The sequence below is a fragment of the Streptomyces humidus genome, from assembly GCF_014649655.1.
Taxonomy (GTDB): domain Bacteria; phylum Actinomycetota; class Actinomycetes; order Streptomycetales; family Streptomycetaceae; genus Streptomyces; species Streptomyces humidus.
In genome coordinates this window covers 37,510-57,529 of the sequence record NZ_BMTL01000002.1, presented here as the reverse complement: position 1 = coordinate 57,529, position 20,020 = coordinate 37,510, and the positions used below count along the sequence as shown (strand labels likewise).

At 74.2% G+C, this 20,020-nt stretch carries 16 protein-coding genes; 11 read left to right on the top strand and 5 right to left on the bottom strand.

Annotation, left to right across the window (positions count from 1 at the left end; genetic code table 11):
- Positions 1-90 precede the first annotated feature (90 nt).
- Both IE239_RS02135 and IE239_RS02130 read left to right on the top strand, forming a co-directional pair.
- The gene (locus tag IE239_RS02135; protein WP_190147485.1) at positions 91-1,674 is read left to right on the top strand and encodes an IucA/IucC family protein; all 1,584 of its coding nucleotides are present in this window, start codon (positions 91-93) and stop codon (positions 1,672-1,674) included.
- A 15-nt stretch (positions 1,675-1,689) separates the two neighbouring features.
- A complete protein-coding gene (locus IE239_RS02130) occupies positions 1,690-2,604 on the top strand; it encodes a HipA family kinase (RefSeq protein ID WP_190147484.1) in 915 nt (304 codons plus the stop codon).
- 140 nt (positions 2,605-2,744) lie between these two features.
- On the opposite strand, the gene aceB is transcribed toward IE239_RS02130, so the two are convergent.
- Both aceB and IE239_RS02120 read right to left on the bottom strand, forming a co-directional pair.
- Positions 2,745-4,379, bottom strand: a complete 1,635-nt coding sequence (gene aceB, locus IE239_RS02125) for a malate synthase A (RefSeq protein ID WP_190147483.1) — start codon at positions 4,377-4,379, stop codon at positions 2,745-2,747.
- 283 nt (positions 4,380-4,662) lie between these two features.
- On the bottom strand, positions 4,663-5,274 hold the full coding sequence (locus IE239_RS02120; protein ID WP_190147482.1) for a nucleotidyltransferase family protein: 612 nt from the start codon (positions 5,272-5,274) through the stop codon (positions 4,663-4,665).
- Between the two features lie 195 nt (positions 5,275-5,469).
- Between IE239_RS02120 and IE239_RS02115 the strand changes: the two genes are divergently transcribed.
- Positions 5,470-5,784 (top strand): DUF5955 family protein, encoded by a 315-nt coding sequence (locus tag IE239_RS02115; RefSeq protein WP_190147481.1) that lies wholly within the window; start codon positions 5,470-5,472, stop codon positions 5,782-5,784.
- A 304-nt stretch (positions 5,785-6,088) separates the two neighbouring features.
- Here the strand turns inward: IE239_RS02115 and IE239_RS02110 are convergent, their stop codons facing one another.
- On the bottom strand, positions 6,089-6,895 hold the full coding sequence (locus tag IE239_RS02110) for an IclR family transcriptional regulator (RefSeq protein WP_190147480.1): 807 nt from the start codon (positions 6,893-6,895) through the stop codon (positions 6,089-6,091).
- Between the two features lie 269 nt (positions 6,896-7,164).
- On the opposite strand from IE239_RS02110, the gene allB reads away from it, so the two are divergent.
- From allB to IE239_RS02095, 3 genes are all read left to right on the top strand, one after another.
- The gene (allB, locus tag IE239_RS02105) at positions 7,165-8,502 is read left to right on the top strand and encodes an allantoinase AllB (RefSeq protein ID WP_190147726.1); all 1,338 of its coding nucleotides are present in this window, start codon (positions 7,165-7,167) and stop codon (positions 8,500-8,502) included.
- A gap of 80 nt (positions 8,503-8,582) precedes the next feature.
- Positions 8,583-9,698 carry an allantoicase gene (gene alc / locus IE239_RS02100; protein WP_190147479.1) on the top strand — a complete coding sequence of 372 codons (1,116 nt, stop codon included), beginning with the start codon at positions 8,583-8,585 and terminating at the stop codon, positions 9,696-9,698.
- A 96-nt stretch (positions 9,699-9,794) separates the two neighbouring features.
- Positions 9,795-9,992: a hypothetical protein gene (locus IE239_RS02095; protein WP_190147478.1), complete on the top strand. Its 198-nt coding sequence runs from the start codon at positions 9,795-9,797 to the stop codon at positions 9,990-9,992.
- Between the two features lie 337 nt (positions 9,993-10,329).
- Here the strand turns inward: IE239_RS02095 and IE239_RS02090 are convergent, their stop codons facing one another.
- On the bottom strand, positions 10,330-11,481 hold the full coding sequence (locus tag IE239_RS02090; protein ID WP_229877748.1) for an erythromycin esterase family protein: 1,152 nt from the start codon (positions 11,479-11,481) through the stop codon (positions 10,330-10,332).
- A 172-nt stretch (positions 11,482-11,653) separates the two neighbouring features.
- On the opposite strand from IE239_RS02090, the gene IE239_RS02085 reads away from it, so the two are divergent.
- Entirely contained in the window at positions 11,654-12,448 is a 795-nt protein-coding gene (locus IE239_RS02085; RefSeq protein WP_190147476.1) for a TioE family transcriptional regulator, read from the top strand.
- Positions 12,449-12,533: 85 nt separating this feature from the next.
- Here the strand turns inward: IE239_RS02085 and IE239_RS02080 are convergent, their stop codons facing one another.
- Positions 12,534-13,547, bottom strand: coding sequence for a Gfo/Idh/MocA family protein (locus IE239_RS02080; RefSeq protein ID WP_190147475.1), 1,014 nt, complete (start codon positions 13,545-13,547; stop codon positions 12,534-12,536).
- 129 nt (positions 13,548-13,676) lie between these two features.
- Here IE239_RS02080 and IE239_RS02075 point away from each other — a divergent pair, with 129 nt between their 5' ends.
- The 4 genes from IE239_RS02075 to IE239_RS02060 all read left to right on the top strand — a co-directional run bounded on the left by IE239_RS02075 (position 13,677) and on the right by IE239_RS02060 (position 19,590).
- A complete protein-coding gene (locus tag IE239_RS02075; protein ID WP_190147725.1) occupies positions 13,677-14,414 on the top strand; it encodes a GntR family transcriptional regulator in 738 nt (245 codons plus the stop codon).
- Positions 14,415-14,704: 290 nt separating this feature from the next.
- Positions 14,705-15,853 carry an ROK family glucokinase gene (locus tag IE239_RS02070; RefSeq protein ID WP_190147474.1) on the top strand — a complete coding sequence of 383 codons (1,149 nt, stop codon included), beginning with the start codon at positions 14,705-14,707 and terminating at the stop codon, positions 15,851-15,853.
- Between the two features lie 67 nt (positions 15,854-15,920).
- Positions 15,921-16,514, top strand: coding sequence for a sugar kinase (locus tag IE239_RS02065; RefSeq protein WP_190147473.1), 594 nt, complete (start codon positions 15,921-15,923; stop codon positions 16,512-16,514).
- Between the two features lie 241 nt (positions 16,515-16,755).
- Complete coding sequence (locus IE239_RS02060; RefSeq protein ID WP_190147724.1) at positions 16,756-19,590, top strand: SCO1167/SCO6262 family helicase; 2,835 nt, start codon at positions 16,756-16,758, stop codon at positions 19,588-19,590.
- The last annotated feature ends 430 nt before the right edge of the window (positions 19,591-20,020 follow it).

Below are 20,020 nucleotides of genomic sequence, written 5' to 3'. Positions count from 1 at the left end.
TGGGGTACGGGTACGACGTCACGACAGGGGGCGCGACGACAGCGATACTGATCTTCTCCGCCCGGAAGAACCGTAGGGAACCAGGAACCAGTGGATCGCGTCGACCTCATCCCCCCGCCCGTCGAGGCCGCACCGCCCGCCGAGGCCGCACCGGCCGTGGGGGCCGCTCCGCGGGCGGTCGCCGCCCGGCGCGCCGCCGGCGTCGCCGAGCGCGCCGACGCCCTCGCGGCCGCTCCGCTGCTCAACTGTCTGCTGCGGGAGATCGCCGAACCGCTGCCGCCGACGCCCTCGGACGACGGCCGGTTCCTTCACCGGCTGCCCGGCGGCCGCCTCCTGCGCGTACGCGGGCGGCGCCGGCCCGCCGAGCCCGAGCTGTACACGGCGGGCGCCTGGCACCGCCTCGGTCACGCCGAACTGGTCGCACTGGTCGCCGAGACGCTGCGCCGGCGCACCGGTCTGACCAACCCCGACCTGCCCGCCGAGATGACCGACAGCAGGGACGCGGTCGCCGCACTGCTCACCGCACGCGCGCAGGCCACCCCGCCGGCCGGCGGCTACCTGCGCTCCGAGCAGTCGCTGCTCACCGGCCACCCCCACCACCCCGCGCCCAAGGCGCGCGGGGGCGGACCGTCCGCCGGCTGGCTGCCCTACGCTCCCGAGGCGCACGCCCGCTTCCCGCTCGTCCTGCTGGGGCTGCGCGAGGACATGGTCGTCGAGGAGGGGGACGTCTCGGCCCTGGACGCCCTCGGCACGGCCCCGCGCGGCTACCGGCTGCTGCCCGCCCACCCCTGGCAGCTCGACCTGGCCGGACCCCGGCTCGCGCCCGCCTTCGCCGACGGCCGCCTGCTCCGGCTCGGCACGACCGGCTTCGAGGCCTGGCCGACGGCCGCCGTGCGCACCGTGTACGCGCCCGAGCGGGATCTGTGCCTGAAGTTCAGCCTGGACGTGCGCATCACCAACGACGTCCGGCGGCTGTGGCGCCACGACCTGCTGCGCCTGCGCCGCACCGACGAGGCGACGGCCCGTGCCTTCGAGACGATCGGCGGCCCGGCGGCCTGGCTGAGCGACCGCGGCTACCGCACCGCCGCCTTCGCCTTCGAGGAACTCGCCGTGCTGGTCCGCGACGGCCTGAGCGGCCGCCTGACGCCGGGCGCGACCCCGCTGCTCGCGGCGGGTCTCGTGGAGGGCTTCGACGGCAGTCCGCTCGACGACGTCCGGGACCCGGCCGCCTGGTGGGAGGCGTATCTGCGCGCGGTCGTGCCGCCCGCCCTCGCGGCCTTCGCCGACCACGGCGTCGTCCTGGAGGCCCACCTGCAGAACACCCTGGTCGCGGTCGACGCGGACGGCATGCCCGTGCAGGCGCTGTTCCGGGACGCCGAGGGCGTCAAGCTGCTGTCGGACGTGGAGCGGGCGGCCGGCTGGGAGCGGCTGGTGTACTGCCTGGTCGTGAACCATCTGTGGGAACTCGCCGCGGCCTTGGCCGAGCGGCGCCCCGGGTTCCGCCCGTGGCCCGCGGTGCGCCGGGAGCTGGCCCGCCACGACCTCCCCGAGATCGCCGGGCTGCTGGCCTCCCCGACCCTGCCCGGCAAGACCAACCTGCTGCTGCGGTGGACGGGCGCGGACGGGGCCGACGCCCGCTATCTGCCGCTCCCCAACCCGCTGGCCCGTCCCTGAACTACGCTGGCCCGTGTGCTGCGCGATGTGACTGCTGTCCGCTACGTGACCCCGCTGAGGTCCGGTGGCTCCGTGCCCGCGGTCGTCGAGGCCGACGACCTGGGCACCTACGTCGTGAAGTTCACCGGTTCCGCGCAGGGCCGCAAGGCGCTGGTCGCCGAGGTGATCGTGGGCGAGCTGGCCCGCGCGCTCGGTCTCCGGTTCCCCGAGCTGGTGTTCGTGCACTTCGACCCGGCCATCGCCGACGGCGAGCCCCACCAGGAGGTGCGCGACCTGCACGGCGCGAGCGCGGGCCTCAATCTCGGCATGGACTTCCTGCCGGGCGCGCGGGACTTCACCCCGGACGTCGCGGCCGCCTTCCCCGTGGACCCGCTGGAGGCCGGCCGGATCGTCTGGCTCGACGCCCTCACCGTGAACGTGGACCGCACGGTCCACAGCTCGAACCTGATGATCTGGCCCACGTTCGGGACCGCGCCCCCGCGCCTGTGGCTCATCGACCACGGCGCGGCCCTCGTCTTCCACCACCGCTGGGACGGCACCGCACCCGAGAGGTCGTACGACTTCCGGCACCACGCTCTCGGCTCGTACGCGCCCGACGTGCGGGCCGCCGACGCGGAGCTGGCCGGCCGGGTGACCCCCGGCCTCCTGCGGGAGATCACGGCGGTCGTCCCGGACGAATGGCTGGCCGGCGAGGAGGGCTTCGCGAGCCCGGACGACGTCCGCCGGGCGTACGTCGACCACCTCCACGCGCGCGTGCGCGCCTCGGCGGCCTGGCTGCCCACCGACTTCCCCACCCGGGAGGAGCTCGCCGCGGAGGAGGCCGTCCGGGCGGCGAGGACACGGCGGGGCCGGCCGGACTGGCTCAAGCGGGTGCCCGACCTGCACGGCAGACCGGCCGCGGAACAGGACTGGTCGGTGCACCTGGGATGAGCGGCATGCAGCGCCTCCGGACCGAGTGCCGCACAGGGCGCCGCCGGCCGCAGCACGCCGTACACGACCCGACGGCCCGGGCGGTCCCCGGGCGGAAGCGGGGCCACCCGGACCGTCCCGGCGTCTGACGCCGGAGCGGCTCAGCCCCTGAGCTGCTCGTAGGCCGGCAGGGTGAGGAAGTCCGCGTAGTCCTCGTCGAGGGCGACCCTCAGCAGCAGGTCGTGGGCCTGCTGCCAGTGGCCCGCCGCGAAGGCCTCGGCGCCGATCTCCTCGCGGATCGCGGCCAGTTCCCCGGCGGCGATCTCGCGGGCCAGGTCCGGCGTGGCCTTCACCGTGCTTCCCTCGTGCTCGAACTCGACGCCGGCGTTGATCCACTGCCAGATCTGCGAGCGGGAGATCTCGGCGGTGGCCGCGTCCTCCATGAGGCCGAAGATGGCGACCGCGCCCAGGCCGCGCAGCCACGCCTCGATGTAACGGACCCCCACCTGCACGGCGTTGACCAGACCCGCGTAGGTCGGCCGGGCCTTCAGGGAGTCGACGGCGATCAGGTCGGCCGCCTCGACGTGGACGTCCTCGCGCAGCCGGTCCTTCTGGTGGGGCCTGTCGCCGAGGACCTTGTCGAAGGACTCCATGGCGATCGGCACCAGGTCGGGGTGGGCCACCCAGGAGCCGTCGAATCCGTCGGCCGCCTCGCGGTCCTTGTCGGCGCGGACCTTCTCGAAGGCGACCCTGTTGGCCTCCGGGTCCCGGCGGGAGGGGATGAAGGCGGCCATTCCGCCGATCGCGTGCGCGCCGCGCCTGTGGCAGGTGCGTACGAGGAGTTCGGTGTACGCGCGCATGAACGGGGCGGTCATGGTGACGGCGTTGCGGTCCGGGAGGACGAACTTCGCTCCGCCGTCCCGGAAGTTCTTCACCAGGGAGAACAGGTAGTCCCAGCGACCGGCGTTCAACCCCGACGCGTGGTCGCGGAGTTCGTAGAGGATCTCCTCCATCTCGTACGCGGCCGTGATCGTCTCGATGAGGACGGTGGCGCGGACGGTGCCCTGCGGGATGCCGAGGCGGTCCTGCGCGAAGACGAACACGTCGTTCCAGAGGCGGGCCTCCAGGTGCGACTCGGTCTTCGGGAGGTAGAAGTACGGGCCCTTGCCGAGGTCGAGGAGGCGCTGCGCGTTGTGGAAGAAGTACAGGCCGAAGTCGACGAGGGCGCCGGGGATCTCGGCTCCGTCCGCGTCGACGAGATGCCGCTCGTTCAGATGCCAGCCGCGCGGCCGCATGACGACCGTGGCGAGTTCGCCCTCGTCCTTCAGGGCGTAGGACTTGCCGGACGCCGGGTCGGTGAAGTCGATGTTCCGGGTGTAGGCGTCGGTCAGGTTGAGCTGACCGAGGACGACGTTCTCCCAGGTCGGCGCCGAGGCGTCCTCGAAGTCGGCGAGCCAGACCCGGGCGCCCGAGTTGAGGGCGTTGACCGTCATCCTGCGGTCGGCCGGGCCGGTGATCTCGACCCGGCGGTCGTCGAGGGCCGCGGGGGCCGGGGCGACCCGCCAGGAGTCGTCCGCGCGGATCGCGGCGGTCTCCGGGAGGAAGTCGAGCGTGCAGGTGCGGGCGATCTCGGCGCGCCGCTCCGCGCGCCGGGCGAGCAGCTCGTCACGGCGCGGGGTGAACCGCCGGTGCAGCTCCGCCACGAAGGCGAGCGCGGACTCGGTGAGGACCTCCTCCTGCCGCGGCAGGGGCTCGGCGTCGACGACGGCCGGCGGGGACGGCGCTGGTGCGGACATGAGCGGTCACTTCCTTCAGCGGTGGCATCGGGTGCCGGTCGGACCGGGTTCGGCGAGCGCGCCCCCGGCGGGAGCAGACCCCTCTGATTCGTGGAGAATAGTTTCCTTATCGTGGAAGTTCAATGGTTTGTTGACGTAGGGGCTCTCCGTGCCGTGCCGTGCCGTGCCGTGCCGTGCCGTGCCGTGCCGTGCCGGGCCGTGCCGTGCCGGGCCGGGCCGGGCCGGGCCGGGCCGGGGCGGCAGGAGCGGCAGGGTGGCAGGGCGGCGCGCAGCGTCAGAGGCCTCACCCGAGGTGCGCGAGGTCGTCGGGCGTGTCGATGTCGAACGGCCGCGCCACGTCCCCGCACTCGACGAGCGTGATCGCCTCCGCGTGCTCCTCCAGATAGGCGCGTGCCCCCCGGTCGCCGGTCGCCGTCGCCGTCACGCCCGCCCAGTGACCGGCCCCGAGCAGGACGGGATGGCCGCGGACGCCGTCGTAGGCGGCCGACACCAGCGAGAACTCGTCCCCTCCGGCGGCCAGCACCCGGGCCACCGCCCGCGGCCCGATGCCGGGCTGGTCGACGAGGCAGACCAGCGCGGCCCGCGCCCCCGTCCCGGCGAGCGAGGCGAGCCCGGCCCGCAGCGACGTGCCCATGCCCGACTCCCACTGCGGGTTCGTCACGATCACGCACCCGGCGAGCCGCGCCCGCTCCCGTACGACGTCGGCGGCCGCGCCCAGCACCACGTGCACGCGCGTGCATCCCGCCGCGCGCAGCACCCCCACCGCGTGCTCCACCAGCGGACGGCCCCGGTGTGTGAGCAGCGCCTTGGGCCGCCCCCCGAGGCGTCGGCCCCCGCCCGCGGCGAGCAGCAGCCCGACAGCGGGGTCCTCGCCCCGCGCTTCCTTGTCCGTCATGTGTCCTGCATACCCGACGGGAGGTCGACCGCGCGGCCTCCCGGGGCTGAATTTCGGTACGCGCTGTGGCGCGCCCGGCGTCGGGAGGCGTTTACTGGCCCGCGCGTCCTACGGCGCCGGGCGCCGTCACGGGGCACGGGGCGGGACGTCACGGGGCGTCCACGCGCGCTCGCGTGCGCGTGAGGGGGGAGAGCTGTGCTGCGGAGCTCGGGGCAGAGGGCAGTGACCGGCGGCGACGAGGATCAGAGGGTGGTGCGACTGCGGACCGCGGTGTCCCGGCTGCGGCGTGAACTCGCCGCGCACCCGGCCGATTTCCCCGACCGGGTCATCGCCGAGGACGAACTCGCCGCACTCGCCGCGACGGCGACCGGCGGCGTCCCGGAGGTCGCCCGGTTACGGCGCTCCCTGTTGGTGATCGCGGGCGCCGTCGGCTCGGTGAGCGCACTGGCCAGGGGTCTGTCGGACGTGCGCCGCGCGGTGGACCTGTTCGGGGAGCCGCCCCGGCGCTGAACCGCGGCCGATGGCGGCCGGTCGAGGGCGGTCGAGGGTGAGAGGCGTGCGGGCCGACGACGGAGTGCGGCTGACCGCCTGGCGGCGAGCGAGCGCGGGTGTGTGACGCGGGGCGCGCGGACAGGGCGTCGGGCGGCACGGGCTGCGGGGCGGCACGGCGGCGCGGTGGGGAAGCGCGGGAGCCCGGCGGGGAGCCTGGAGGCGCGGGGAGCGGGGCGCGGGGGCGTGCGGGCGCGGGGAGCGTGCAGGCGGGTCGCCCCGTCCGGAGCCCCCGGGGTCCGCGCCCTGGCGGGCGCTGTGCGTCCTACGGGTTCGGCGTCCCCGGCCCCGGGTTCGCCAGGGCCTGGGACAGTTCCACCGCCACCTGCTGCAGCACGGGCACGATCCTCTCGGTGACCGACTCCGTGACGCGGCCCGCCGGTCCGGAGATGGAGACGGCCGCCGCGGTGGGGGAGTCCGGCACGGACACCGCCAGGCAGCGGACGCCGATCTCCTGCTCGTTGTCGTCGATCGCGTATCCGGCCTCCCGCACGTCCGCGAGCGCGGCCAGGAAGCCGTCGGGGGTGGTGATGGTCTTCTCCGTCGCGGCGGGCATGCCGGTGCGGGCGAGCAGGGCGCGCACCTCGTGATCCGGCAAGCCCGCGAGGAGGGCCTTGCCGACGCCGGTGGAGTGCGGCAGGACGCGACGGCCGACCTCGGTGAACATCCGCATCGAGTGCTTGGACGGCACCTGCGCCACGTACACGATCTCGTCGCCGTCGAGCAGCGCCATGTTCGCCGTCTCGCCGGTCTCCTCGACCAGGCGGGCCAGGTAGGGGCGGGCCCAGGTGCCCAGCAGCCGGGACGCGGACTCGCCGAGCCGGATCAGCCGGGGGCCCAGGGCGTAGCGGCGGTTGGGCTGCTGGCGGACGTAACCGCAGGCCACCAGGGTGCGCATCAGGCGGTGGATGGTGGGCAGCGGCAGCCCGCTGCTCGCGGACAGCTCGCTCAGACCGACCTCGCCCCCTGCGTCCGCCATCCGCTCCAGCAGATCGAAGGCGCGCTCGAGGGACTGGACCCCTCCGCCGGCGGACCTGGCGGAGTCGGTGGTGCTGGCGCTGGACGTCGGCACGGGCGCGTTCCTTTCGAAACCGGCGGGAAGAGCTGAAGCCTACCCGTGGGTCCGTCGCCCCCTGGCTGGCGCGTGGTCGCGTTCCGCTTGTCGGAATGCGTGTTCCGATGAAGGGAAACGTCCAAGGTGGCGGCGTCGGGTGCACTGTGGAGGAGTGTGCCCTTGACGGCATGGAGGCGGAAGTGAACACTCTTTCAACAGAACGTTGAATTCCGTTGCGTGGAAGTCGACGGCGGCAGAGAGGGGTCCCGGTGTCCGAGGCGCCCGAGGTGTCCGAGGCCGAACTGGTGCTGCGCTCGACGCGCGTCGTCACCCCGGAGGGGACGCGTCCCGCCGCGGTGGCGGTCGCCGGCGGCACGATCACGGCCGTACTGCCCCACCGGGCGCCCGCCCCCGAGGGCGCCCGGGTGGAGGACTTCGGGGACGACGTCCTGCTGCCGGGGCTGGTCGACACCCATGTGCACGTCAACGACCCCGGCCGCACCCACTGGGAGGGCTTCTGGACCGCCACCCGCGCGGCGGCGGCCGGCGGCGTCACCACCCTCGTCGACATGCCCCTCAACTCCCTCCCGCCGACCACCACGGTCGACCACCTCCGCGTCAAGCGAGGGGTCGCCGCCGACAAGGCGCACGTCGACGTCGGCTTCTGGGGCGGCGCGCTGCCGGACAACGTCAAGGACCTGCGGCCGCTGCACGACAGCGGCGTCTTCGGCTTCAAGGCGTTCCTCTCCCCCTCGGGAGTGGACGAGTTCCCGCACCTCGACCAGGACGGTCTCGCCCGGTCCCTCGCCGAGATCGCCGGGTTCGACGGCCTGCTGATCGTGCACGCCGAGGACCCGGACCACCTCGCCGCCGCCCCACAGCGGAACGGCCCCCGGTACGCGGACTTCCTGGCCGGCCGCCCGCGCGTCGCCGAGGACGCCGCCGTCGCCCGGCTCATCGACCAGGCCCGGCGCCTGAACGCGCGCGTGCACGTGCTGCACCTCTCCTCCGGCAGCGCGCTGCCGCTCATCGCCGCCGCCAAGGCCGACGGAGTCCGCATCACCGTCGAGACCTGCCCGCACTACCTCACCCTCACGGCCGAGGAAGTGCCCGACGGCGCGAGCGAGTTCAAGTGCTGCCCGCCCATCCGCGAGGCGGCCGACCAGGACCTGCTCTGGCAGGCCCTCGCCGACGGCACGATCGACTGCGTGGTCACCGACCACTCGCCGTCCACCGCCGACCTGAAGACCGCGGACTTCGCGACCGCGTGGGGCGGCATCTCCGGCCTGCAGCTCAGCCTCGCCGCCGTCTGGACCGAGGCGCGCAGGCGGGGCCACGGCCTGGAGGACGTCGTGCGCTGGATGTCCGCCGGCACGGCCGCCCTGGCCGGACTCTCCCGCAAGGGCGGGATCGAGGCGGGCCGCGACGCCGACTTCGCCGTCCTCGCCCCCGACGAGTCCTTCACCGTCGACCCTGCCGCCCTCCAGCACCGCAACCCGGTCACGGCGTACGCCGGCCGCACCCTGTGCGGCGTCGTGAAGTCCACCTGGCTGCGCGGCGAACGCATCCTCGCCGACGGCGAGTTCACCGAACCGAAGGGCCGGCTCCTCACCCGTACCCCCTGACGTCGTGCACCCGACGTCCCGCACCGGTACGCGCGCCGGCACCCGCACCGGCCGACCTCCGAAAGGCAGACCTGATCACCGTGACGGCGATACAGAGCTTCACCGGCGACGCGAACCCCTACGGCGGCGGCGACCCGTACGCGGACTACCGCACCGCCGACTTCCCCTTCGCCCGGCACACCGACCTCGCCGACCGGCGGCTCGGCGCCGCGGTGGTCGCCGCCAACGACGAGTTCTTCGCCCAGCGGGAGAACCTGCTCCTCCCCGGCCCCGCCGAGTTCGACCCGGAGCGCTTCGGGCACAAGGGCAAGATCATGGACGGCTGGGAGACGCGCCGCAGGCGAGGCGCGGCCGCTGACCGCCCGTGGCCCGCCCCCGGGGACCACGACTGGGCGCTCGTCCGCCTCGGCGCCCCCGGGGTGATCCGGGGCATCGTCGTCGACACGGCCCACTTCCGCGGCAACCATCCGCAGGCGGTGTCGGTCGAGGGCGCCCGGCTGTCCGGCTCGCCGTCACCCGGGGAACTCCTCGGCGAGGGCGTGACATGGACGACGCTCGTCCCGCGCACACCCGTCGGCGGCCACGCGGCGAACGGGTTCCCGGTGACGGTGGAGCGGTGCTTCACGCATCTGCGGGTCAACCAGCATCCCGACGGCGGCATCGCCCGGCTGCGCGTGCACGGCGAGATCGTCCCCGACCCCGAGTGGCTGGCCGTCCTCGGCGCCTTCGACGTCGTCGCCCTGGAGAACGGCGGCCGCGCGGAGGACGCGTCCAACCTCTTCTACTCGCCGGCCTCGAACACCATCCAGCCGGGCCGCTCCCACAAGATGGACGACGGCTGGGAGACCCGTCGCCGCCGTGACCAGGGAAACGACTGGATCCGCTACCGTCTGACGGCTCAGGCGCAGATCCGCGCGCTGGAGATCGACACGGCGTACCTGAAGGGCAACAGCGCCGGCTGGGCCTCGGTGTCGGTCAGGGACGGCGAGGACGGAGAGTGGACGCCGATCCTCCCGCGCACCCGCCTCCAGCCCGACACCAACCACCGCTTCGTCCTGCCGGCCCCCGCCGTCGGCACCCACGCGCGCCTGGACATCTACCCCGACGGCGGCATCTCCCGGCTGCGCCTGTTCGGCTCCCTCACGGAGGCGGGGGCGGCGGCCCTGACCGCCCGCCATCAGGAGCTCAGCGGCTGACGGCCGTCTTCGAGGAGGGCATCCGGTCCGGCGCGTCGGCGATTCCTATCGCCCGCACGGGTGTGCGGTGTTCCGCGGAAGGGGACAATGCCCGGCATGACCTCAGTGACAGCGCGTCCCCGATGGTGGTTCGCCCTACGCGGTTTCGCGTTCTTCGCGGTGGGCGGTGGCCTGGGCGCCCTCGTCTACGCGACGGTCTCACACCGGCCGGGCGGGGTGCCCTGGGCCTGGCTGCTGTTCGGGGCGCTGGTGTGCGCGACGCTCAGCGCGCTGTCGCCGAGGCGCCGTCGTTGAGCCGTGACCGCGACGCGTCCCCCGCGCCGGGCCGCGGGGGCGATGGGCGCACCGAGGCCGGCGTGCGCCGACATCGCGTCGGCGTGCCGGGGCCGGGGCTGCCCACCGGTGAGGACGGTCCCGGCCCCGCGCCCCGGCCGCGCTAGGGCGCGTTTCGAAAGTAGCGTCGTCCGCCCGGAGGGCGGGCCCGGCGGCGTCTGGTGCGTGCGATCGCAAGGCGGAGGGTCGCCCCGATACTGGATGTATCGGGGTGATCCCGACAACGCGGCTGGGGGCGCCCCCTCCGGGGGAGTGCGTGCCAGGCGTCGCCGGGCAGACGGGACTTTCGAAACACGCCCTAGACGTCCCTGACGAACACGATGCCGTCGTGTGCGTCGAGGTGGGCCGGGTCGAGGGGCGCGTAGCCGAACCAGGGGGAGACACGGGCGGCGGGCCGCGGTTCGCCGAGCGAGGCGGCCAGCCGGGACGCGTCGACCAGGCAGCGGTCCCGCGCCAGCGCGTACAGACGGCCTTCGACGGTGTCCGCAGGCGGGGCGTCCACTCCGCGTCGCCTGATCGTGCCGAGGGCGGTCGCCAGGACGGCGTACTCCTCGCCGAGCCGCGCGCCGACCAGCGCGCCGGCGCCCCACCACTCCACCTGCCCCTGCCACATCCGCATCGTGCTCTTCGCCCGCTGCAGGTGGGAGTTGTGGGCGTGGACGAGGACCGGTCCCCGGTCGGCGAGGGCGAGGAGGTTGTCGGCCATCATCGCGTCACGCAGGGCGCACAGCCGGGTCATGCGGACCGGTGAGGCGTCGGCCATCCAGTGGTGGTAGCGCAGCAGTCCGGCCGCGGTGCGCCCGTACAGGCGCGCCCGGTCCCACGCCTCCCGCGAGGTCTGCGTGATCAGGTGCGGCGACTGCGCGTCGAGCACGGTCGTCAGATCGTCGGCGAGCAGCCGCAGCCGGCCCGCCTCGGCCGACCGCCCCGTCGAGCGCGACGGGTCCGTCATCGCGGCCCGGTCCGTCCACCGGTCGTCGGCGCCGAGCAGGCCGTCGAGCTCTTCCGCCGTACAGGGCAGAAGGTCCGCGTCCACCCCGGCTGCGAGGTAGTCGTGGAGGGCGGTCAGGGCCTGACGGGGGCTCGCGGCGTGGGTGATCTCCAGCGGACCGTCGAAACCGGCGAAGCGCAGTCGTCCGGACGCGGGCCGGCCCTCGTTGTACGCCCGCATCCAGCGCACGAGCTCGCGGTTGGCCGCCGACGTGCCCAGCCCGAGGTCGGGGTGGCTGAATCCACGCTCCATGACCTCGTCGAGCGAGCCGGTGCCCGAACCGACCCAGTCGTCCACGACCAGACCCTTGAGGCAGTCGCTCTCGACGGCGATCGTCCGGTAGCCCTCCTCTTCGACGAGCCGCCGGAAGACGTCGTTGCGCAGGTCGAGCAGCGTCTCCTCGCCGTGCGTCGGCTCACCCAGGGCGAGCAGCCGTGGCCGCGCCGGGAGCAACCCCATGACGGCGGCGGCCTCGAGGGGCCGGGCGGCGTGGTCGACGTCGGTGGCGGCGACGGCGGCGATGGCGTCGGCGGAGTGGGTGGAGGCGGGGGCGTCGGGAGAGTCGGTGGCCATGCAGGAAACGCTATCGTTGAAGTCTCGGTGGAAACTTTCACGCGATTTCGGCAGGTCCATGGGGTCAAAGCTTCAAAACGGACAGCGGCTGCGGCCGATCGACCTGGCCCGTGGGCACGGTCTGTCCACGCAGGCCGTCAGGAACTACGAGGAGGCCGGCGTCCTCCCGGCAGCGGCGCGCACACCCCACGGCTATCGCGCCTACACCTCACTGCACGCGGCAGCGCTGCGCGCCTTCCTGGCCCTGGTCCCCGGCCATGGACACCGGACGGCGTCGGCGATCATGCGGGCGGTCAACACCGACGCCGTCGACGAGGCGTTGCGGCTCGTCGACGACAGTCATGTCCAGCTCCGCGACGACCGGCGGACCCTGGAGGCGGTGGAACGGGCCCTGCGCGGACCTGAGCCGGATGAAGGGCCCGAGGCCGACGTCCGCTCGGGACCGGCCGGCCGCTTCGTCGGGCGGCTGGCGGCGGAGCTGGGCGTCCGGCCCGCGACGCTGCGAGCCTGGGAACGCGCCGGGCTGGTGCGCCCGCGCCGCGACGCACGGACCGGCTACCGGGTCTACGACGAGGCCGACGTGCGGGACGCCCGGCTGGCCCACCAGCTCCGGCGCGGCGGCTACCTCCTGGAGCAGATCGCCCCGCTCATCACTCAGGTGCGGGAGGCCGACGGGACGGAGTCGCTGGAGGCCGCCCTGCGCGACTGGCGGGCCCGGGTGTCCGCGCGCGGCCGCGCAATGCTGTCCGGCTCGGCCGAACTGGAGGCATACCTCCGCGAGCGAGGACGAGAAGCGGGCGGGCATGAGAGGCCGGCCTGTCCGACGCGGACACCGCCGCCGAACTGTTCATGAGCGTCGCCACCGTCAAGGCGCACGTCTCCAGGACGCCGGCCGCGGGGCGGTGGGGTCATCCACCCGCGCGGGGTGGGGCGGGCGGTCACCCCGTGTTCGTCGCCGGGATCTCGGTGAGGGCGACCGCCCTGCGTTCGTGTCGGGACACCTCGCACGCCTCCGCGATCCGCAGGGCGTGCAGGGCCTCGCGACCGTCGCAGGGATTGGGGCGCGTACCCCTGACGACGTCCACGAAGGCGTTCAGCTCCGCCTCGTACGCGGGCCCGAAGCGTTCCAGGAACCCGGACCACGGCTTGTCCGCGGCCGGCGGGCCGGTGGGCTCGGTGGACGCGATCGGCGTGCGGTCGTCCAGCCCCACGACGATCTGGTCGAGCTCCCCGGCCAGTTCCATCCGGACGTCGTAGCCCGCGCCGTTCAGCCGCGTCGCCGTCGCCGTGGCGAGCGCTCCGTCGTCGAGGGTGAGCAGCACGGCCGCCGTGTCGACGTCGCCCGCCTCGCGGAACATCGGGGGCCCGGCGTCGGACCCGGCGGCGTAGACGTCGACCACCTCCCGCCCGGTCACCCAGCGCAGACAGTCGAAGTCGTGGACGAGCGCGTCCCGGTAGATGCCGCCGGACACCGGCAGCCACGCGGGCGAGGGCGCCGACTCGTCGGACGTCAGCGCCCGGATCGTGTGCAGCCGTCCGAGCCTGCCCGAGCGCACCGCCTCCCGGGCGCCCGCGTACCCCGCGTCGAAGCGCCGCTGGAAGCCCATCTGAAGGATCGTTCCGGCGGTCTCGACCTCGGCGATCGCCTGTAAGGTCCCCGCCAGATCGAGGGCGATCGGCTTCTCGCAGAAGACCGGCAGGCCCGAGCGCGCTGCCCGACCGATCAGTTCGGCGTGGGCCGAGGTCGCCGTCGTGATCACCACGGCGTCCACGCCCCACCGGAAGATCTCGTCCACCCCGGGAGCGGCCGTCTCGCCCAGCCGCAGCGCGAGCTCCTGGGCACGCGCGGGATTCGCGTCCGTCAGGATCAGGGATCCGACCTCGCGGTGACGGCTGAGTGTGTTCGCATGAATGGTGCCTATGCGGCCCGTCCCGATGACCCCGATGCGCATGAAACAAAAGTGGCGTCGCAGGCCGTGCCCTGTCAATGCGTATGTCCGGACAACCGAACTACACGACTTCCCGTCAACCGGCCCCGAAGCTACGCTCGGGCCGTGCCGAAACCAGAAGTGGACCCGACCGTGCAGCTAGAACTACGTGTGGACCGAACCTCCCCGGTGCCGTTGTACTTCCAGCTGGCGCAGCAGCTGGAGGCCGCGATCGAGCACGGATCGCTCACTCCCGGCAGCCTGCTGGGCAACGAGATCGAGCTGGCGGCACGGCTCGGCCTGTCCCGGCCGACCGTCCGCCAGGCGATCCAGTCACTGGTCGACAAGGGCCTGCTGGTGCGCCGCCGGGGCGTCGGCACCCAGGTCGTGCACAGCCAGGTCAAGCGGCCGCTGGAACTGAGCAGTCTCTACGACGATCTGGAGGCGGCGGGACAGCGGCCCGCGACGACGGTCCTGGTCAACACCGTGGTGCAGGCGTCAGCCGAAGTCGCGGCGGCGCTCGCGGTGGCGGAGGGAAGCGACGTCCACCGGGTGGAGCGGCTGCGGCTGGCACACGGCGAGCCGATGGCCTACCTGTGCAACCACCTGCCGTCCGGGCTGCTCGACCTGGACACCGGCCAGCTCCAGACGACCGGGTTGTACCGCCTGATGCGGGCGGCCGGCATCACCCTTCACAGTGCCCGGCAGTCGATCGGCGCGCGCGCCGCCACCGCCGCCGAGGCCGAGCGGCTCGCCGAGCACGAGGGCGCCCCGTTGCTGACCATGCAGCGCACGACCTACGACGACACGGGCCGCGCGGTCGAGTTCGGCGACCACCTCTACCGGCCGACCCGCTACTCCTTCGAGTTCCAGCTGCTCGTGCGCCCGTGAGCGCCACTGAGAGCCACTGAGCGCCACTGAGCGTCATGCGCGCCACCGAGTGACTTCGAGTGCTCTGACGGCCGCCGGCCCCGTCCCACGCCCGTAGGGGTCACGCGACGGACGGCGGACGGCGCGCCGCGGACGGCTGGCGGCTGGCGGCGGGCGGCGACGGGCTCGACGACCCGCGGGACGAGCGGGAGCGGACCGGCCGCGGACGCGGGCCGCGTCGGCCTGCGCTTCGCCGCGGGCGCGCCGCCCCGCTCGGCACCCGGCACCGCGGTGAGGCAGAATCGGCGGCGATGAGCACCTACGGCAACTTCAGCGCCCCCATCGGCTCCCGCCGCGCCCCCGCGCTCCGCACGGTGGGCACGAGGGAGCGCCGCTCGCACCTGACCGCGCCCCGTGTGCCGACCGTCGGCATCGACATCGGCGGCACCAAGGTGATGGCGGGCGTCGTCGACGCCGACGGCAACATCCTGGAGAAGCTCCGCACGGAGACGCCGGACAAGTCCAAGAGCCCGAAGGTCGTCGAGGACACCATCGCCGAACTCGTCCTGGATCTGTCCGACCGGCACGACGTGCACGCCGTGGGCATCGGCGCGGCCGGCTGGGTCGACGCCGACCGCAACCGCGTCCTGTTCGCACCCCATCTGTCCTGGCGCAACGAGCCGCTGCGCGACCGGCTCTCCGGCCGGCTGTCGGTGCCCGTCCTGGTGGACAACGACGCCAACACCGCCGCCTGGGCGGAATGGCGCTTCGGCGCGGGCCGCGGCGAGGACCACCTCGTCATGATCACCCTCGGCACCGGCATCGGCGGCGCCATCCTGGAGGACGGCCAGGTCAAGCGCGGCAAGTACGGCGTCGCCGGCGAGTTCGGCCATATGCAGGTCGTGCCCGGCGGTCACCGCTGCCCGTGCGGCAACCGCGGCTGCTGGGAGCAGTACAGCTCCGGCAACGCGCTGGTCAGGGAGGCCCGCGAACTGGCCGCCGCCGACTCCCCGGTGGCGTACGGGATCATCGAGCACGTCAAGGGCAACATCGGCGACATCACCGGACCGATGATCACCGAACTGGCCCGCGAGGGTGACGCCATGTGCATCGAGCTGCTGCAGGACATCGGGCAGTGGCTCGGCGTCGGCATCGCCAACCTGGCCGCCGCGCTCGACCCGTCGTGCTTCGTGATCGGCGGCGGTGTCTCGGCCGCCGACGACCTGCTGATCAGCCCCGCGCGCGACGCCTTCAAGCGTCAGCTCACCGGCCGCGGCTACCGCCCAGAGGCCCGGATCGTGCGCGCCCAGCTCGGTCCCGAGGCCGGCATGGTCGGAGCCGCCGACCTGGCCCGCCTGGTCGCCCGCCGGTTCCGGCGCGCCAAGCGCCGCCGGGTGGAACGCTTCGAACGCTTCGAACGGTTCACGGAGGCGGCCCGCCGCACCCAGGACACGGCCTGACCGCCCTGTCGCCCCGTCCCGGCGCCGGCCTGACCGCCGCCCCGCCCCGTACGACCCCGGACCTCGCATGACACCCTCGTTGCCCCGTCAGGCCGCGTCCCCGGACGAGCAGTCCCGCCCGCCCGAGGACCGCCGGCACGTGATCCGCCGCAGGTCGCTCACCCTGCTGATCATCGTGCTGCTCATCGGCGTCCCCGCCGGCTATCTGGTGATCTCCGCCAACCAGAGCCGCGACAGCGGCAAGGACAAGGAGGCGAAGTACTCGGCGACCGGCCTGACCGCGGGCTGGCCGTCGAAGATCCAGCGCCGGCTGTACCAGGTGCCGATCCCGCACCCGTCGAACCAGGTCGCCTACTACGAGACGAACAACTGGAAGACCAGCCGTCTCTACGTCCAGTTCCAGACCACCCACGTCGGCCTCGACGAGTTCCTCGCGCACCTCGGCGTCAGCCGCGCGGACCTGAAGAAGGGCGACATCGCCATCAGCGCCCGCGACCAGGACATCACCGGCTGGAAGTTCACCGGGCCCGGCGCCCGCCCCGGCGACTACTTCGGCCTCGTCCGTGAACAGAAGAACCCCGACCCCACGATGGACGTGGTGGTGAACACGGGCAACGCGACCTACCCCTTCGTCTACGTGGTCTCGCGCACCGTCCCGTGACCTGACCTGACCTGACCTGACCTGGCTTGGTCCGACGCGGCCGGATCGGACGGGTCAGGCGGCATCGGACCGGTCCGAACCCGACCGGGCCGGGCCGGCCGCGTTCCCGGAGGAGCGCCGGGGGAGGGGGGCCGGGGGAGGGCCGGCACGGCTGCCGGAGCCGATTGTCAGAGGCCGCCCGTAGAGTCGAAGACGACTGATCCGGCACACGGGCGGGAGGTGGACACAAGGCATGAGCGCCATGCTCGAGGGCACGGCCCGGGCGGAGCCCGGCTCCGACCGCGTCCGGCTCGCCGCCGTCTTCCTGCCCGCGCCCCTCCCGCGCGAGGGCCGCGTCGCGTTCTGGGACCCGTCGGACGCCCCGCTGCCCGCGGCGACCGACGCGGAGCGCACGGAGCTCACCGTCGTCCGCCGGCACGGCTCCTCTATCCGCCGCCGGCAGGCCCCCGCCCTGTCCCTGCCGCTCGACCAGGCGCTCCCGCTGCTCGTGCGCGCCCGCCGCGACCCGGCCGCCCACCCGGCGACCGCCTGCTGGGGCGCGGCCGCGCTGCACGCGCTGCGGCTGACCGCGCGAGGCCGCCTGCTGCCCGGCCTGACGCCCACCGGACACGACGCCTGGCGGGCCGGTCCGCTGGACCCCGAGGACATCGCACACCTGCGCGCGGTCGCCGCGGCGCTCCCGGCGGAGGGCCACGCCGTGCCGCTCCCGGGCGGCGGGGCACTGCGCCTGCCGCGTCCGGAGGCCCTGATGCGCTCCTTCCTGGACGCCGTCGCGGACACCCTTCCCCGGACCCCCGCCGCACCGTACGCGTGCGGAAAGCCCTTCGCCGACCAACGGCCCCAACGCCTGCCGGGTGCGCACGACTGGGCCGCCGAGGTCGCCGCCGGCATGGACGCGGGCGTGCGGATCTCGCTGCGCCTCGACCTGTCCGCGTACGACATGTTCGACGTCGGCGACGACAGCGGGCGCACACGCGGCGCGGGTGCGGCGATCGTCCAGGTGCACAGCCTCGCCGACCCCACGCTGGTGACCGACGCGGCGGCCCTGTGGGCGGGCGAGGCCGACGCCGCCTTCGGCGCGCGCGCCCGCGTGGACGCGGCGCTCGCCGTGCGCCGCGCGGCCCGCGTCTGGCCGCCCCTCGCCCGGCTCGCCGAACAGGACGCGCCGGACGTCCTGGCCCTGTCCGAGGACGAGCTGAACGACCTGCTCGGGGTGGCGGCCACCCGGCTCGCGGCGGCCGGGGTCGCCGTGCACTGGCCGAGGGACCTGGCGCAGGACCTCAGCGCGGCCGCCGTGGTACGGCCCGCGCCCGGCTCGGCGACCGACGGCACCGGGTTCTTCGAGAGCGAGGACCTCCTGCAGTTCCGCTGGCAGCTGGCGCTCGGCGGCGATCCGCTCACCGAGGCCGAGATGGACACCCTGGCGGAGGCCCACCGCCCGGTCGTCCGGCTCCGCGACCAGTGGGTCCTGGTGGACCCTGCGCTCGTGCGCAAGGCCCGCAAGCGCGAACTGGGCCTGCTGGACCCGGTGGACGCCCTGTCCGTCGCCCTCACCGGCACCGCCGAGGTGGACGGCGAGAACATCGAGGCGGTCCCCGTCGGTGCCCTGGCCGCCCTGCGCGACCGACTCACCGCCGGGGTGCACCCGGCCGAGCCGCCCGCCGGCCTGGACGCCACGCTCCGCGACTACCAGCTGCGCGGTCTGGCCTGGCTCGACCTGATGACCTCCCTCGGCCTCGGCGGCTGTCTCGCCGACGACATGGGCCTCGGCAAGACGATCACGGTCATCGCCCTGCACCTGAAGCGGGCCCGCACCGAGCCGACCCTGGTGGTCTGCCCGGCCTCCCTCCTGGGCAACTGGCAGCGCGAGATCCAGCGGTTCGCGCCCGGCGTCCCCGTCCGTCGTTTCCACGGCCCCGACCGCAGCCTGGCGGACCTGCCGGGCGGCTTCGTCCTCACCACGTACGGCACGATGCGGTCGGCGGCTCCCGCCCTGGCCGACCGCCCCTGGGGCATGGTCGTCGCGGACGAGGCTCAGCACGTGAAGAACCCCTACTCGGCGACGGCGAAGGCGCTGCGCACGATCGGGACCCCCGCGCGCGTGGCCCTGACCGGCACTCCCGTGGAGAACAACCTCTCCGAACTCTGGGCCCTGCTCGACTGGACCACCCCGGGACTCCTCGGCCCGCTGAAGTCCTTCCGCGCCCGGCACGCGCGCGCGGTCGAGAACGGCGAGGACGACGGGGCGGTGGAGCGCCTCGCCCGCCTGGTGCGCCCGTTCCTCCTGCGCCGCAAGAAGTCCGACCCGGGCATCGTGCCCGAGCTGCCGCCCAAGACCGAGACGGACCACCCGGTGCCGCTCACCCGCGAACAGGCGGCGCTGTACGAGGCGGTCGTGCGCGAGTCGCTGCTGGCCATCGAGACGGCGGACGGCATGGCCCGGCGCGGTCTGGTGCTGAAGCTCCTGGGCGCGCTGAAGCAGATCTGCGACCACCCCGTGCTCTATCTCAAGGAGGCCGACGCCCCGGTCGGCGACGCCCTGGCCGCCCGCTCCGGCAAACTGGCCCTGCTGGACGAACTGCTGGACACCCTCCTCGCGGAGGACGGCTCGGCGCTCGTCTTCACGCAGTACGTCGAAATGGCCCGTCTGATCACCGCCCACCTCGCCGCGCGGGCGGTCCCGGTCGAGCTGCTGCACGGCGGCACTCCGGTACCGGAACGGGAACGGATGGTGGACCGCTTCCAGGACGGCGCGACCCCGGTCCTCGTCCTCTCCCTGAAGGCCGCCGGCACCGGCCTCAACCTCACCCGCGCGGGCCACGTCGTCCACTTCGACCGCTGGTGGAACCCGGCGGTGGAGGAACAGGCCACCGACCGCGCCTACCGCATCGGGCAGACCCAGCCCGTCCAGGTCCACCGCCTGATCACCGAGGGCACCGTCGAGGACCGCATCGCCGAGATGCTGCAGGCCAAGCGCGCTCTGGCCGACGCGATCCTCGGCTCCGGCGAGGCGGCTCTCACCGAGCTCACGGACCGTGACCTGTCCGACCTGGTCAGGCTGCGGAGGGAGGCGTGATGGCGGAGAGCGAGGGCGCGCGGCGCGAGACGGACGAGGAACATGCCGACGCCGTCACCACCAGGCCTGACACCGAGGGACCTGCCACGGCGGGGCCTGTCACCGACGGGGCACACGGCGATGGGGCCGACGGGGCCCACGTCGACGGGGTCGAAGCGGACGACGGGGCCGGGGCCGGGGCCGACGCCGAACAGACCGGTACGGGCGGGGCCGGTGCGGGGCCGGTGCGGCCGGAACACGAGTCCAGCCCGGCCGACGAGGTGCGCCGTGCGCTGAGGGCGGCCCGGGAACGCCGACAGGAACCGCCGCCGGGACGGGCGCTTGCGCACGGGCAGCAGCGGTCGCCGCTGACACCGTCCGCGACGGAACGGACGCCCGAGCAGCAGCCCGGTCGGCGGGCCGAGCAAGCGGCCCGCCGACCGGCGGACGG